Genomic DNA, 14137 nt, shown 5'->3' on the forward strand with positions numbered 1-14137 from the left:
TCGATTGAACCACCGCGCACCGCCGTGGGGGTCAGGCTTGCGGACCCTCCGACGGCGGCCAGTGCTCGCCCGACCACTCCCCCGGCTCGGTGTGGTCGCCGCGGGACAGCGGCACCCACTGCTCGCTCGGTGCCGGCTGCTTCGACGACGGGAAGTCCTCGAGCCTGCCCGACGGCTGCGCGTCCCACTTGGCGAACGTCAGCGGTGTCTGCAGCCAGGCGTGCAGCAGGTTGTACACGGCCTCGAGCGACTCGATGTGGGTGCGCTCCCAGCCGTGACTGCCGTCGAGGCCGAACCCGACGAGCGCAGCACGCGTATTCGCGCCCGCCTCGATCGCCGCTGCCGCGTCCGAGCGGTAGTAGCGGAAGATGTCTCGCGCGTAAGGGATCTTGCGTTCGTCGGCCAGCCGGCACAGCTTGCGTGTCAAGTGGTAGTCGAACGGTCCGTGCAGGTCGGCCATCGGGATCGTCGCGCCGTCCTCGATGGAGTGCTGTCCCGGCGCGCACACCGCGTTGTCCACCGAGACCAGTTCCGCGACGTCCGGGGGCAGTCCGTGGCTGGCGCCGTGCCCGACCTCCTCGGTGATGGTCACCATGATCGTCGTCTTGTGCGGCAACACGATCCGCTGCTCCGAGACCGTCCGCGCGAGCGCCAGTGCCACCGCCACACCGGCCTTCCCGTCCAGATGTCGCGACACGATGAAGCCGTCCTCGGTCAGTTCCGGCCCGGTGATCAGGGCCACGAAGTCACCGACCTGAAAGCCGAGGCGCTCGAGGTCCGCGCGCGTCGAGACCTTGCGGTCGATGCGCACCTCCACGTGCTCCCACTCCGTCGGCTGAGTGTCGATCTCGTCGCCGAACGCGTGCCCGGATGCCTTGAGCGGCATGACGGTTCCCGTGAAGAACTCGTCGGGGTCGTCGGTGAAGACTCGCACCCGCGCGCCGGTGGCGAAGCGCGCCGAGAAGGTCCCGACGGGGATGAGCTCGAGGCGGCCGTTGTCCTTCAGCTGGCGGACCATGCAGCCGATGGTGTCGGCGTGCACGACGACCGCGCGATCGGTGGTCGCGCTCCTCCCCGGCAGTTCCGCCGTCAAGGCTCCACGGCGGGTGAGGGTGAACGGCACCCCGAGGTCGTCGAGGATGTTGCCGATCAGTTGCATGACCGCGTCGGTGCGGCCCGACGGGCTCGGTGTCTGCAGCAGTGCCAGCAGCGTGTCGATCATCCAGGCGCGATCGGCCTCCGGCATCATCGCGGGCTCGATCGTGTTCTCGGGCATGGTGCAGTGCCTCCCTTCTGAAGCAGTGAAACTCTGGTCGAGAAGTGGTGCGGATTCAACCCTGGTCGACGGGGCCCGCCTGCCACGCCCACGGAGTCGCGGCGGTGCGCGGGAAGAGCAGGTCGACGAACGCCTGCGCGGTGGGCCGCGGCTCGTGGTTGGCTAGCCCCGGCCGTTCGTTGGCCTCGATGAAGACGTACTCCTCGCCGCTGACCGACGGCACCATCAGGTCGATGCCGGTCACGGGGATGCCGATGGCGTCGGCGGCCTCGACGGCGACCCTGGCGAGCGTCGGGTTGAGTTCGTCGGTCACGTCGCGGATGGTACCGCCGGTGTGCAGATTCGCCGTGCCGCGCACCACCAGCCGTTCGTTGATCGGCAGCACGTCGTCGAGTGCCCACCCGGCGTCGCGGACGGTGTCCTCGGTGACGTCGTCGACCGGAATGGCCGACTCGCCGTGGGTGGCGGCGGACCGCCGGCGGCTCTGCGCCTCGATCAGTTGCCGAATGGTGTGCTCGCCGGTGCCGACCACCTCCGGTGGGCGTCGCACGGCAGCGGCGATGACCTTGCCGTTGATCACGACGAGGCGCAGATCCTCACCCTCGCAACGCTCTTCGATGAGCACGTCGGGGCAGTGCTTGGCGGCCCAGAGCAGCGCCCTGTCGAGATCGTCGTTGGTGGTGACGCCCACGGTGATCCCCGCGCCCTGTTCGCCGCGAGCGGGTTTCACCACCACCGAGCCGGCGTCGGCGAGGAACTCGTAGTCCTCGTCGGAGAAGGTGGCGGTGCGGCCTCGCGGTACCCGGATTCCCGCTTCGGACACCACCTTGCGCGCGACGCGCTTGTCGTCGCAGCGGCTCATCGCCACCGCGTTTGTCAACTCCGACAACGACTCCCGCGTCACGACACTCGTGCCGCCGTGGGTGAGGCGCAGGTAACCGCCCTTGCCGTCCAGCACCTCGACGGTGATCCCGCGCATGATCGCCTCGTCGGCGATGATCCGCGCGTACGGGTTGAGCTCGGCGAGCCCCTCCTGGTCCTGCACGGGCGCGAACAGCTTCTCGTTGATCGCGTTCTTGCGCTTGATGCCGAGCACCGGCACCCGCTGGAAGCCCATCCGCTCGTACAGCGCGATGGCACCGGCGTTGTCGTGCAGCACCGACAGGTCCATCTGCGAGCGGCCCCGGCGCGCGAACTCCGCCACGAGCGAGCGGACCAGCAGTCCACCGACACCCGGCCGCGACAGCGTCGGATCGACGGCCAGACACCACAGACTGGAACCGTTGTCGGGATCGTCGAACAGCTGCGCGTGGTCGATGCCCGTCACCGTCCCCACGACGGCGCCGGTCTCGTCGTCGGTGGCGACGAGGTAGATCATGTGCGGCGCGTCCCGGCTGTTGGACCACATCAACTCGACGTCGGCCGGGACCATCTTGCACTGGACGTAGATCTGGTTGATCGCCGCGCAGTCGTCGGCGGAGTCCACGAACCGCACCGAGAGACCCGGCACGTCGGCGGGCCCGTACTCGCCGGGCTCGTCGAAGACGAGTCGGTAGGTGAAGCTCGGATCGATGAAGAACTCGTGCGGGTGCAGGGCGACGAACACGTGCGGAGCGTCGAGGTACATCCCGATGTCACGCCGCCCGCTTCCCTCGGCGCGCAACGCGTTCCCGAACTCGTTGGCGTCGGCGAACGTCTGGCCGAACACCAGCCGGCCCCACCCGAGATCCTGGACGACGTCGCTGGTCGTCGGCTCGCACGTGGCGTCCGTCATCACTTCCGAGCGCCCCCGTCGACGTGGTCGGCCAGCCACAGTTCCAGTAGACCCAACTGCCACAGGGGGTTACCGCGCAGCGGGGTCAGATTGCCGTTGGGGTCGGCCATCATCTGCCCGACGGCATCAGCCGTGAACAGGCCGCGGTCGCGGGCCGCCCCCGAGTGCAGCGCGTCGCCCACCATATCGAGGTACGGGCCTGCGAGGTGCTTGAGCGCGGGCACCGGGAAGTATCCCTTCGGTCGGTCGATGACCTCGTGCGGAATCACCCGGCGGGCAGCCTCTTTCAGCACGCCCTTGCCGTCGTGGGCGGTCTTCAGTTCGGGCGGGCACGTCGCGGCCAGCTCGACGAGCTCGTGATCGAGGAACGGCACGCGTCCCTCCAGGCCCCACGCCATCGTCATGTTGTCGACCCGCTTGACCGGATCGTCGACGAGCATCACGGTGGTGTCGAGTCGCAGCGCACGGTCGGTCGCGGTCGCCGCGCCCGGATGCGAGAAGTGCTGCAGCGCGAACTCTCCCGCGACGTCGTCGTCGAGGCGCCACCGGGGTTGCAGGAGCGCGTTCACCCCGGCGTGATCACGGTCGAAGAACGCCGCGCGGTAGCGCGCCAACGCCTCCCCGGCGTCACCGTCGGCCGCGTGCGCCATCGGCGGATACCAGTGGTAACCGGCGAAGATCTCGTCGGCGCCCTGTCCGGACTGCACCACCTTGACGTGCTTGCTGACCTCCTCCGACAGCAGGTAGAAGGCCACGCAGTCGTGGCTCACCATCGGCTCGCTCATCGCGCCGATCGCGTTGCCGAGCGACGGCAGCATCCTCGCGGTGTCGATCCGGATCTGGTGGTGATCGGTGCCGTAGTGCCTCGCGATGACGTCGGAGTACTTGAACTCGTCGCCCTCCTCGCCGCCCGCCGCCTCGAAGCCGATCGAGAACGTCTGCAGCCCGTGCTGACCGGCCTCGGCGAGGAGTCCGACGATGAGGCTGGAGTCCAGGCCGCCCGACAACAGGCACCCGACCGGGACGTCGGCGACGAGTCGACGCTCGACGGCGGTCCGCAACGACGCGAGGATCGCCTCCTCCCACTCCCGCTCCGACCACGACGCACGTTCTGCGGTGCGCTCGAAAACCGGCTCCCAGTACGTCTCCTGGGTGCGGCGACCGTCGGGCTCGATGCGCATGATCGTGCCGGGCGGGACCTTGCGGACGCCCTTCAGAATGGTGCGCGGCGCAGGCACCACCGAATGGAACGACAGGTAGTGATGCAGCGCGACCGGGTCGAGTTCGGTGTCCACCCCACCCGCGGCGAGCAGAGCGGGCAGCGACGAGGCGAACCGGAAGGCACCCGCTCCGCTGCCGTCCTCGACGTCGGTCCAGTAGAGCGGTTTCACGCCGAGCCGGTCACGAGCGAGAACCACTCGCCCCGAGTCGATTTCGGTGACGGCGAACGCGAACATGCCCTTGAGGTGGTCGACGACGCGCTCACCCCACTCGCGGTAGCCCTTGAGGATCACCTCGGTGTCGCTGTGCGAGAAGAACCGGTACCCCTTGCCGAGCAGTTCCTGCCGCAGCTCGGGGTAGTTGTAGATGCAGCCGTTGAACGCGACCGTCAGACCGAGCTCCGGGTCGTGCATCGGCTGGTGGCCGTTGGTGGAGAGGTCGATGATCGCGAGCCGCCGGTGCCCGAGCGCGATGTTCGCCTTCGACCACGCCCCGCTGTCGTCCGGCCCGCGCGGCACCATGCTGTCCGTCATCGCGGCTACGGCCGCCAGGTCGGCTGGGCGCCCGCGCGCGATCTCCCCGGCGATGCCGCACATGCGTAATTGCTCCTCACGTCAACGGGTGCTCATTGCGTGTAACCGCAGCGTGCGGTCCTCAAACACAAGATCAATCCGGAAGTGGCGAAGCGCACAGGATGCGCGCGATCGGGCATTGATTAAGCTCAGCCGCGATGATCGCGCCTCTTCGACGGGCCCTGTGCGCTGGCGCCCTGGTTCTCGCATCCGTGTCACCCGTCGCCCCCTCGATCGTGCCGTCCGCCCTCGCGGACACCGAGGTGCAGCCCGTGGGCAGCGTGCCGTTCACCGACGGTCCCGCGCCGTCGTGGATCGTCGCCGACATGGACACCGGCCAGATCCTGGCCGGACGGGACCAGTACGTCACCCACGCACCCGCGAGCACCATCAAGGTGCTGCTCGCGCTGGTGGCCATCGACGAGCTCGCCCTGACCGACACCGTGGTGGCCGTCGAGTCGGACACCGACGTGGAGTGCAATTGCGCGGGTGTGAAGGCGGGGCGCACGTACACCACACAGGAACTGCTCGACGGGCTGCTGCTGGTGTCGGGTAACGACGCCGCCAACACGCTGGCGCACATGCTGGGCGGCATCGACGCCGCGGTCGCGAAGATGAACGCGAAGGCGGCAACGCTCGGAGCCACGGCAACGCGCGCGGGGTCGCCGTCCGGCCTCAACGGGCCGGGGATCGACGGCTACACCAATCCGCACGACCTGGCGCTCATCTTCCGGGCCGCGCTGGACAACCCCGTGTTCGCGGCCATCACCGCCGCCCCCACGGCTCCGTTCCCCGGCGAGAACGGCCCCGTGACGCTGATCAACCAGGACGAGATGCTCAGTCGCTATCCCGGCATGATCGGCGGCAAGACCGGGTTCACCGACGTCGCACGCAAGACGTTCGTGGGGGCCGCGCAGCGCGACGGTCGGCGCCTGGTGGTCGCGATGATGTACGGCCTCGTTAAGGAAGGCGGGCCGACCTACTGGGATCAGGCCACCGCGCTACTGGACTGGGGCTTCGCTCAGGATCGTGCCGCGAGCATCGGCACGTTGTAAGCCGAGTCCGAGCCGAGACCTGATCGCGCGCTGAACGAGTCCTGGCGGCTCTAACCTCGGCATTCGTGCGAAGAACAGCCGCGGCGGTGGCGCTCGCCCTCGGTGTAGTGCTGCCGGCACCGGTCGCCGCGGCGCAACCGAACATCGAACCCGCGGGTGCCGCGTCGATCCCCGACGGCCCGGCGAAGGCGTGGCTGGTTGCCGACCTCGACTCCGGCCGGATCCTCGCGGCCAAGGACGGCACCGGCAGCTACGCCCCGGCGAGCACCATCAAGCCGCTGCTCGCCATGGTGGTGCTCGACCACCTGCGGCCGGACAACTTCGCACGGGCCAACGCATCCCACACCGAGGTCGAGTGCTCGTGCGTCGGATTGACGCCGGGACAGCCGTACACCACGCAGGAACTGCTGTCGGCTCTCCTGATGGTGTCGGGCAACGACGCGGCCAACATGCTGGCCGACATGCTGGGTGGGCAGGCCGTCGCGGTCGCCGCGATGAACCGCAAGGCGGCGGGCATCGGCGCCACGTCCACTCGCGCCGGGTCGCCGTCCGGGCTCGACGGTCCCGGCTGGGAATCGACGACCACGCCACGCGACCTCGCCGTGATCTACCGACACGCCCTGGCCTACCCGCTGATCGCCGCGATCCTGCGAGCGCAGACGGCACCGTTTCCCGGCAAGACCCTGACGGCACAGAACGAGTTGCTGACCCGCTACCCCGGCGATCTCGGCGGCAAGACCGGATTCACCAATCTCGCGCGCAAGACGTACGTCGGCGCCGCCCAGCGAGGCAATCGCCGACTGATCGTGGTGCAGATGTACGGCTCGGGTGATCTGTACGGTCAGGCCACCGAGTTACTGGACTGGGGCTTCAGCCAGTACGCCTAGCGCGCAACACCGTTGGGGCACTAGCGGTAGACGCGGCCGCGCAGCACGACGAGCTCGGGATGGTCGAGCACGCCCGGCTCGCGGGGATCGGCTGCGTAGCAGACGAAGTCGGCTGACGCGCCGTGCTCGAGCGCGGGACGGCCCAGCCACGCACGGGCATCCCAGCTGGCGGCGCCCAATGCGGCAATCGGGTCCATGCCGACCCGAGTCAGCGCCTCGACCTCGTCGGCGATGCGCCCGTGGGCGATCATCCCGCCCGCATCGGTGCCCGCGAAGATCGGCACGCCCGCCTCGAACGCGGCCCCGACCCGTTGATGGCAGGTCGCATGGAGGTCGGTCATGTGCTTGGCGTACGCGGGGTACTTCCCCGCCGCCGCGGCGATGCCGGGGAAGTTCTCGATGTTGATCAGCGTCGGCACCAGCGCCGTGCCGTGCTCCAACATCAGCGCGATGACGTCGTCGGTGATCCCGGTGCCGTGTTCGATGCAGTCGATGCCCGCGTTGATCAGACCGGGCAGCGCGTCCTCACCGAAGACGTGCGCGGTCACGCGCGCCCCCTCGGCGTGGGCCGCGGCGATCGCGGCCACGAGCACGTCGTCGGACCACAGCGGCGCGAGATCGCCGACGCCGCGGTCGATCCAGTCGCCGACGAGCTTGACCCAGCCGTCGCCCCAGCGCGCCTGTTCGGCCACGGCCGCAGGCAGTTGCGACTCATCCTCGATGTCGATGGGCAGCCCCGGCATGTACCGCTTCGGGCGGGCGAGATGACGCCCCGCCCTGATGATGCGCGGCAGGTCGTCGCGATCGTCGAAATCGCGGGTGTCCACGGGTGAGCCGGCGTCGCGCAGCAGCAGTGCGCCGACGTCGCGTTCGGTCTCCGCCTGCGCGACGGCCTCGTCGAGGGTGGTCGCCCCGCCGGGGCCCAACCCGACGTGGCAGTGCGCGTCGACGAGCCCTGGAATGATCCAGCCGCCGTCGAAAGCCGTGTCGGCGTTGGCAATCGGCTCCGCGCTCAGCAGCCCGTCGTGCACCCACCATTCGACGGGCTCGCCGTCGGGCAGTCCCCTCCCGCGTACGCGGAGTGCGACGGACAAGCTAGCTCTTCGGGAACTTCAGCTTGGACAGATCGATATCGGCCAGACCCGGCGGCAGTTCGTCGAGCCCCTTGGGCATGTTGGACAGGTCGGGGAACCCCGCGGGCAACCCCGGCACGCCTGCGCCGAGTGGATTGCGAGGCGGCGTCGGCCCCCGCCCCTTCTTCTTACCCGCCTGCTTGTTCTTCCCCTTGCCGGCCTTACGCGACGAGCCCTTGCGGCCGAACGGCATTCCCATCTGGCCGGCCATCTGCGACATCATCTTGCGCGCCTCGAAGAACCGGTCGACGAGCTGGTTGACCTCCGCGACGGTGACACCCGAGCCGTTGGCGATCCGCAGCCGCCGCGAGGCGTTGATGATCTTGGGGTCTTCGCGCTCCTTCGGCGTCATGCCGCGGATGATGGCCTGGACCCGATCGAGTTGACTGTCGTCGACCGCGGCGAGCGCGTCCTTCATCTGGCCCGCGCCCGGCAGCATGCCCAGCAGGTTCCCGATCGGACCCATCTTGCGGATCATCAGCATCTGCTCGAGGAAGTCCTCCAGCGTCAGCTCGCCCGAACCGATCTTGGCGGCGGCCTCCTCGGCCTTCTGCGCGTCGAAGTGCTGCTCGGCCTGCTCGATGAGCGTCAGGACGTCGCCCATCCCGAGGATGCGGCCCGCCATCCGGTCGGGGTGGAAGACGTCGAAGTCCTCGAGCTTCTCGCCCGCCGACGCGAACAGGATCGGCACGCCGGTGACCTCACGTACCGACAGCGCTGCACCACCGCGAGCGTCGCCGTCGAGCTTGGTCAGCACGACGCCGGTGAATCCGACACCCTCGCGGAACGCGTTGGCGGTCGCCACGGCGTCCTGGCCGATCATGGCGTCGAGAACGAACAGCACCTCGTCGGGGTCGACGGCGTCGCGAATCGCCGCGGCCTGCCCCATCAGCTCCTCGTCGATACCCAACCGACCAGCGGTGTCGACGATCACGACGTCGTAGTGCTTGGTCCTGGCTTCGGCGAGACCGCCGGCGGCCACGGCCACGGGGTCACCGGGAGACGAGTCGTCCGAACCCTCGACGGTGCCGGCGTGCGGCGCGAAGACCGCGACCCCGGCTCGCTGGCCGACGATCTGCAGCTGGTTCACCGCGCCGGGGCGCTGAAGGTCGCACGCCACCAGCAGCGGCGTGTGACCCTGATCCTTCAGCCACTTGGCGAGCTTGCCCGCCAGCGTCGTCTTGCCCGAGCCCTGCAGACCCGCGAGCATGATCACCGTCGGAGGGGTCTTCGCCCACGCCAGCTGCCTGGTCTGGCCGCCGAGGATGCCGACGAGTTCCTCGTTGACGATCTTGACGACCTGTTGCGCCGGGTTCAGCGCACCGGACACCTCGGCGCCGCGGGCGCGCTCCTTGATGCGAGCGACGAACTCACGCACCACGGGCAGCGAGACGTCGGCTTCGAGCAGCGCGAGCCGGATCTCCCTGGTGGTGGTATCGATATCGGCGTCGGTGAGCCGCCCCTTGCCGCGAAGCCCCGCTAGGGCTCCGGTCAACCGGTCGGAGAGGGATTCAAACACCCGACAAGGGTAGCGGTCCCCGGTCCTGCTGGGCGGTGAGGCCGCTGGTCACCGACATCGAGTAGGAGTAGTCCGGGCTGTAGGCGGGCTGTGGTCGGGCGTCCACGGCTCCTTCAACCGGCCTCGGACACCCTGGCCGGCGGCGGCGTGGGCAGCACGGCGTACAGGTCGCGCTCCAACTCGTCGCGGGCGTCCTCGAACGCCGAGAGCCCGAACGCGTCGACGACCGTGGAGCCGAGCGTTTCCACCTTCGCCCAGTTGATGTCGACCCCGTCGCGTTCGATGACCGCCGTCAACCGGGCCAGCAGGCCGGGGCGATCGGTGCTGCGGACCTGCAACACGTACTCACCCGCCGAGGTGCCCTCGAACCACAGGATCCGCGGCGGCGCCTGCACCCGACTGATCGGAACGGCGGCCGGAATCTCGCCCGCGCGCGCGGTGTTGGTGGCCGCCGAGTCCCGATCGCGCTTTTCCAGCGACTCGATGACGTTCAGTTCGCCGTTCAATGCGAGGACGAACTGCTGGCGCAGCAGGTCCGGGGCCGGCGGCGTGCCGAAGTGCGGCGACACCAGGAAGGTGTTGATCGCCACACCGTCGTGGCTGTTGACCGACGCGGAGTGCACGCGCAGCGAGTGCAACGCGAGCACCCCGGCCGCCTTCGACAGCAGGCCGTGGCGATCTGGCGCGATCATCGTCACACTGAAGACATGCGGCCCGTCGGTGGTCGTCATCTCGACGTGCACTCCGCCGTCCGCTGCCATCGAGAGATGTTGCGAGTCAATGGGATCCGGGTGCGGCAACGGCTCCCCCGCCATCACCATGCGGCAGCGGCGCACCAGGTCGCCGATGAGCGAGGCCTTCCAGTCCCCCCACACCCCCGGCCCGGTGGCGAGGGAATCGGCCTCCGCGAGCACGTGCAGAAGTTCCAGTAGCACCGAGTCGCCGCCGAGTGCGTCGACAACCGCGGAGATGGTCTTGGGGTCCTGCAGATCGCGACGGGTCGCGGTGTCCGGCAACAGCAGGTGAAAGCGCACGATCTTCGACAGCACCTCGACATCGGACGGCCACAGCCCGAGCCTGGTACCGATCTGTGTCGCGAGGTCGGCGCCGATGACGCTGTGGTCACCACCGCGTCCCTTGCCGATGTCGTGGCACAGCGCGCCGAGCACCAGCAGATCGGGTCGCGACACCCTGGTGGTGAACGCACTGGCCCGCGAGACGGTCTCGATCAGGTGGCGGTCGACCGTCCAGATGTGCACCACGTCCCGCGGCGGCAGATCGCGTACGGCACCCCACTCCGGAAACAGTCTGCCCCACAAGCCCGTTCGGTCGAGTGCCTCAACGGTGGCCACCGCGGCGGGGCCGGCGGCGAGCATCACGAGCAGGTCCTTCAAGGCCTGTCGGGGCCATGGTGTGCGGAGTTCGGGGGCGGCCTCGGCGAGTCGACCCAGTGTCGATGCCGCGATCGGCAGTCCCGTGGTCGCCGACGCGGCGGCCACCCGCAGGATCAAGCCGGGGTCGCGTTCCGGTCGCGCATCGCGGGCCAGGATCACCTCGCCCGCGAACTCGATGACACCCTCGTCGATGGGTCGACGCACCGGCCGGCGCAGCGCCGCGAAACCACGGCGCGGCAACGCGTTCGCCGCTGTCCGCAAGCCGGCGTCGACGTAGAAGCTGATCGTGCGCGCCGCATCACTGAGGACACGGGCGAGGTCGAAGCGGTCGCCGATGTGCAGTGCGGCGCCGATCTCGTCGGCGAACTGCGCCAGCAGCATCTCGCGGCCCTTTCGCGAGACGCGGTGGAGTTCGGTGCGCACGTTCAGAAGTGCGAGGTGCGCGTCACCCAGCGTGCCCATCGGCGACGCGAGTGAGCGACTGGGATAGCCGTCGGCGAGTTGGGCGATGGCGAGCGCGTTGAGCAGTTGCACGTCGCGAAGACCGCCACGGCCGTTCTTCAGATCGGGCTCAGCCCGGTGGGCGATCTGCCCGCTGCGCTCCCACCGCGCCTTAGCGTGGTCGACGAGTTCGTCGAAGCGCGAGGCGATGCCGGTGCGCCACTGTCTGCGCGCGCCACCGACGAGCAGCGCCGACAGGTCGGCGTCACCCGCGATGTGCCTGGCATCGAGCATGGCGAGCCCGGCGGAGATGTCCTCACCGGCGACCTGCAGCGCCTCGGGCACCGTGCGGACGCTGTGGTCGATGTGGATGTTGGCGTCCCACAACGGATACCAGAGCAGTTCGGCCACCTGCGTGACGACGTCACGCGGCATGTTGTCGTGCACCAGCGTGAGGTCGAGATCGGAGTACGGCAGGAACTCGCCACGGCCGAGCCCTCCGGTCGCGACGATGGCGAACCCGCTGGTGGCCGTGATGCCGATCTCGGTGGCCTTCGTGGTGAGCCAGAACTCGTTGAGGTCGAGAAGCGCGTCGCGGAGCGCGGCGGAGTCCAGTTGGCGCGCGCCACCGCCGAGCAGTTGCTCTGCGGCAGCGGACAAGTCGGTCGCCGGACGCGACGAACCCGCCGCCGGAGCCTCCCAACGAGGGGCCCCGGCGGCGGGATCTGGTGTCTGCTTGGTCATCTCGGTCCTCCCCCGGCTGTGGGTGTTGTTCGGGTACTACCTGTGCGCCGGGAGACGACGTCAGATCACTTCTGCATCAAATGGCGTCGGTCCCCCGTTCACCGGTGCGGACGCGCACCACGGTGTCGACGGGACTGACCCAGACCTTGCCGTCTCCGATCTTCCCGGTGCGGGCGGCCTGGACGATCACGTCCACCACCTTGTCGACGGCCGAATCGTCCACCAGGACCTCGACTCGCACCTTCGGCACGAAGTCGACGGAGTACTCCGCACCGCGGTACACCTCGGTGTGGCCCTTCTGGCGACCGTAGCCCTGCACCTCGCTGACGGTCATTCCGAGAATGCCCGTCTGCTCGAGACCGGTCTTCACATCTTCGAGCGTGAACGGCTTCACGATCGCAGTGATCAGCTTCATTTACTGGATTCCTTCCGAAGACACCATCGATTGTTCCCGATCATGCGAGTTCATAAGCGGTTTCCGCGTGCTCGGTTTCATCGATGCCAGTGTCCTCGTCCTCCTTGCTGACCCGCCAGCCGAGCGGCTTGACGATGAAGGCGATGATGGCGGTTGCGATGCCCGTGAAGACCAGGGCGCAGAGCGCGACCACGATCTGGACCACCAACTGCTTGTAGTCGCCACCGTAGAACAGGCCAGCCGAGTCCTCCTCCGACCACGCGAAGAAGCCGATGCCGATGGTGCCCCACAGGCCGGCGACCAGGTGCACGCCGACGACGTCGAGCGAGTCGTCGTAGCCGAACTTGTACTTCAGCCCGATGGCGAGCGCCGACAGGACACCTGCGATGGCACCGAGGCCGATCGAGCCGATCGGAGTCAGCGCCGCACAGGCGGGGGTGATCGCTACCAGGCCGGCCACCACACCTGACGCCGCACCCACGCTGGTGGCGTGCCCGTCGCGGATGCGTTCCACCAGCAGCCAGCCCAGCATCGCCGCAGCGGTGGCCGCGGTGGTGTTCACGAACACCTGGCCCGCGATCATGTCGGCGCCGCCCTCGGAACCCACGTTGAAGCCGTACCAACCGAACCACAGGATGGCCGCGCCGAGCAGGACGAACGGCACGTTGTGCGGCCGGTAGGCCATCTTGCCGAAGCCCGCGCGCTTGCCGAGCAGGATCGCCAGCACCAGACCGGCCATACCGGCGTTGATGTGGACGACCGTGCCGCCTGCGAAGTCGATCGGGGCGACGTTGGCCGCACCCTCCTCGTCGACGCCGAAGAGCTTCGCCGCGATGCCGTCGCCACTACCCGACAGGAAGCCGCCGCCCCAAACCATGTGGGCGAGAGGGAAGTACACCACGGTGACCCAGATGGCGCCGAACGCGAGCCAGGTGCCGAACTTCATGCGCTCGGCAACCGAACCACTGATGAGCGCCACGGTGATGACCGCGAAGGTCAGCTGGAACGCGACCCACAGGATGGCGGGCACGGTGCCGAATCCACCGAGCACGTAGGCGGTTTCGCCATCGACTTCCTTCGTCGTCAACAGCTGGCTCACGCCGAACAGGTCGAACGGGCTGTCGAAGAACAGGCCCGCATCCTTGCCCGTATGCGCCGACGAGAAGGACATCGAGTAGCCCCAGAGCACGTAGATGACGCTGACGAGGCCGAGCGACCCGTACGACATCATCATCATGTTGAGGACCGACTTCTGCCGCGACAGGCCGCCGTAGAAGAACGCCAGGCCGGGAGTCATGAAGAGGACCATCGCCGTAGCGGCGATGACCCATGCGGTGTCGCCCGAGCTCAACCCCTCGGGGCCAAACGGCAGGTACGCGTCGTCTGGCAGGGCCAGGACGACGTCGTTTAAGGCTAAGACCACTTTGTGTGAACCTCCTTGGGATTTCGCCGACGAATCGGCCTCCCAGAGAGATTCGATTGCGGTCGTTTCGGTGGTGGTTCGCGTGTGTTTCAGCCAGGTGAACGGATCGCGGGTTCCTGTTACACCTGTGTTTCTTCACGGCGAATGCTGGTACAAGGACCTAGCTGTACTGACCTGAGAGGTTAGGTACACGGCTGGCTGGTGGTTGACCGCCGAGTGCTGTGTGGCCGCGGTGGTGATTGTAGGTGTGCAACCAGCGGGGATACTCCTGGCATCGTTGTTC

10 protein-coding genes and 1 pseudogene are annotated in these 14137 nt (G+C 68.4%); 2 read left to right on the forward strand and 9 right to left on the reverse strand.

Features of this window, described 5'->3' with window-relative positions; all coding sequences use genetic code 11:
* Positions 1 to 31 precede the first annotated feature (31 nt).
* The 3 genes from NM203_RS29465 to NM203_RS29475 are packed head-to-tail and all read right to left on the reverse strand — an operon-like array spanning position 32 to position 4867.
* Complete coding sequence (locus tag NM203_RS29465) at positions 32 to 1276, reverse strand: osmoprotectant NAGGN system M42 family peptidase (RefSeq protein WP_255064291.1); 1245 nt, start codon at positions 1274 to 1276, stop codon at positions 32 to 34.
* Positions 1277 to 1331: 55 nt separating this feature from the next.
* The gene (gene ngg / locus NM203_RS29470; RefSeq protein ID WP_255064293.1) at positions 1332 to 3050 is read right to left on the reverse strand and encodes an N-acetylglutaminylglutamine synthetase; all 1719 of its coding nucleotides are present in this window, start codon (positions 3048 to 3050) and stop codon (positions 1332 to 1334) included.
* Positions 3050 to 4867 (reverse strand): N-acetylglutaminylglutamine amidotransferase, encoded by a 1818-nt coding sequence (locus tag NM203_RS29475; RefSeq protein WP_255064294.1) that lies wholly within the window; start codon positions 4865 to 4867, stop codon positions 3050 to 3052. The genes ngg and NM203_RS29475 overlap by 1 nt, the downstream gene beginning before the upstream one ends.
* 134 nt (positions 4868 to 5001) lie before the next feature.
* Here NM203_RS29475 and NM203_RS29480 point away from each other — a divergent pair, with 134 nt between their 5' ends.
* Both NM203_RS29480 and NM203_RS29485 read left to right on the forward strand, forming a co-directional pair.
* The gene (locus NM203_RS29480; protein ID WP_255064295.1) at positions 5002 to 5898 is read left to right on the forward strand and encodes a D-alanyl-D-alanine carboxypeptidase family protein; all 897 of its coding nucleotides are present in this window, start codon (positions 5002 to 5004) and stop codon (positions 5896 to 5898) included.
* Positions 5899 to 5963: 65 nt separating this feature from the next.
* Positions 5964 to 6785, forward strand: coding sequence for a D-alanyl-D-alanine carboxypeptidase family protein (locus NM203_RS29485; RefSeq protein WP_255064297.1), 822 nt, complete (start codon positions 5964 to 5966; stop codon positions 6783 to 6785).
* Between the two features lie 20 nt (positions 6786 to 6805).
* Here NM203_RS29485 and NM203_RS29490 read toward each other — a convergent pair whose 3' ends face one another.
* From NM203_RS29490 to NM203_RS29515, 6 genes and pseudogenes are all read right to left on the reverse strand, one after another.
* Positions 6806 to 7879: an amidohydrolase family protein gene (locus NM203_RS29490; RefSeq protein ID WP_255064299.1), complete on the reverse strand. Its 1074-nt coding sequence runs from the start codon at positions 7877 to 7879 to the stop codon at positions 6806 to 6808.
* A gap of 1 nt (position 7880) precedes the next feature.
* Positions 7881 to 9437, reverse strand: coding sequence for a signal recognition particle protein (gene ffh, locus NM203_RS29495; protein WP_255064301.1), 1557 nt, complete (start codon positions 9435 to 9437; stop codon positions 7881 to 7883).
* Positions 9438 to 9550: 113 nt separating this feature from the next.
* Entirely contained in the window at positions 9551 to 12016 is a 2466-nt protein-coding gene (locus NM203_RS29500; protein WP_255064303.1) for a [protein-PII] uridylyltransferase, read from the reverse strand.
* A gap of 76 nt (positions 12017 to 12092) precedes the next feature.
* Positions 12093 to 12431, reverse strand: a complete 339-nt coding sequence (locus NM203_RS29505; RefSeq protein ID WP_029114932.1) for a P-II family nitrogen regulator — start codon at positions 12429 to 12431, stop codon at positions 12093 to 12095.
* A gap of 40 nt (positions 12432 to 12471) precedes the next feature.
* Positions 12472 to 13854: an ammonium transporter gene (locus tag NM203_RS29510; RefSeq protein WP_255064306.1), complete on the reverse strand. Its 1383-nt coding sequence runs from the start codon at positions 13852 to 13854 to the stop codon at positions 12472 to 12474.
* A gap of 160 nt (positions 13855 to 14014) precedes the next feature.
* Positions 14015 to 14137, reverse strand: a pseudogene (locus NM203_RS29515) (IS481 family transposase); the annotation flags it as partial.

Source organism: Mycolicibacterium arenosum (genome assembly GCF_024320865.1).
GTDB classification, from domain to species: domain Bacteria; phylum Actinomycetota; class Actinomycetes; order Mycobacteriales; family Mycobacteriaceae; genus Mycobacterium; species Mycobacterium arenosum.

Coding starts and splice junctions, on each gene's coding strand:
- NM203_RS29465 (WP_255064291.1), bottom strand. CDS start 1,276: ATGCCCGAGAACACGATCGAGCCCGCGATGATGCCGGAGGCCGATCGC.
- NM203_RS29505 (WP_029114932.1), bottom strand. CDS start 12,431: ATGAAGCTGATCACTGCGATCGTGAAGCCGTTCACGCTCGAAGATGTG.
- ngg (WP_255064293.1), bottom strand. CDS start 3,050: ATGACGGACGCCACGTGCGAGCCGACGACCAGCGACGTCGTCCAGGAT.
- NM203_RS29480 (WP_255064295.1), top strand. CDS start 5,002: ATGATCGCGCCTCTTCGACGGGCCCTGTGCGCTGGCGCCCTGGTTCTC.
- NM203_RS29475 (WP_255064294.1), bottom strand. CDS start 4,867: ATGTGCGGCATCGCCGGGGAGATCGCGCGCGGGCGCCCAGCCGACCTG.
- NM203_RS29500 (WP_255064303.1), bottom strand. CDS start 12,016: ATGACCAAGCAGACACCAGATCCCGCCGCCGGGGCCCCTCGTTGGGAG.